At 53.9% G+C, this 772-nt stretch carries 1 protein-coding gene; it reads right to left on the bottom strand.

From position 1 onward, the window contains the following. Nucleotides 1-772, bottom strand: a 772-nt coding sequence (locus LZ463_RS28890) for an ABC transporter transmembrane domain-containing protein (protein WP_241459778.1), incomplete at both ends; no start/stop codon positions are given.

The following is a 772-nucleotide window of genomic DNA, read 5'->3' on the forward strand; positions in this document are numbered from 1 at the left end:
GGCTGTATGCGGGAGACATCGGTTTCGATGGCGGTTTCTGCTTCCGCCTCTTCCAGCACGATATCAGCCAGCCTTTCGCTATGCAGACTGAGCATGCGGTAACTGATGAAGACATCGATCAGGCTGGAGATACGCCCCGTAAAGGTGCCCGCATAGCTGGAAAAGGCCATCAGCATGCCCACCGTCAACACGTTCTGCATGACCTGGGTGGCGCCGATATAGAACAGGGCTATCCCCTGTATGCCAAAGATCAGAGTATTGCTGACCTTGAAGAGGATGGACAGTTTCTGTGTCTTGATGTCGCGGTTCTGTACATCAATCTTGAGGTTTTGCCAGCGTGACAGGCGTTCTGTCTCACGGCCAAACAGTTTCAGCGGTGTAACAGCCCGCATCGTTTCCAGAAAGTGGCTGCTTTCTTTGGAAGACAGGATCAGTCTTTCTTGCGAAGCTTCACGAAAGGGTTGATAAAAGGCCCAGCGCAGTCCGATATACAAGGCGACTGCCGCCAGTACCAGCCCTGTCAGTTTGATGCTGTACACCAGCATCATGCCAAGGGCCAGCAAGGCCATCAGGCCATCGAGAGCGCTTTCCACAAACATGCTGGTCAAGGTGCCCTGTATCGCACCGATAGAACCAAAGCGTGATACCACATCGCCAAGATGGCGCTTTTCAAAATACGAGACCGGCAAACGCACCAGATGGGCAAACACCCGTGCCGACCATTGCAGGCTGATATCCATGCTCCAGCGCATCAAGAACCAGCTGCGCGCCA

This window comes from Undibacterium paludis, from assembly GCF_022568815.1.
GTDB lineage: Bacteria > Pseudomonadota > Gammaproteobacteria > Burkholderiales > Burkholderiaceae_D > Undibacterium.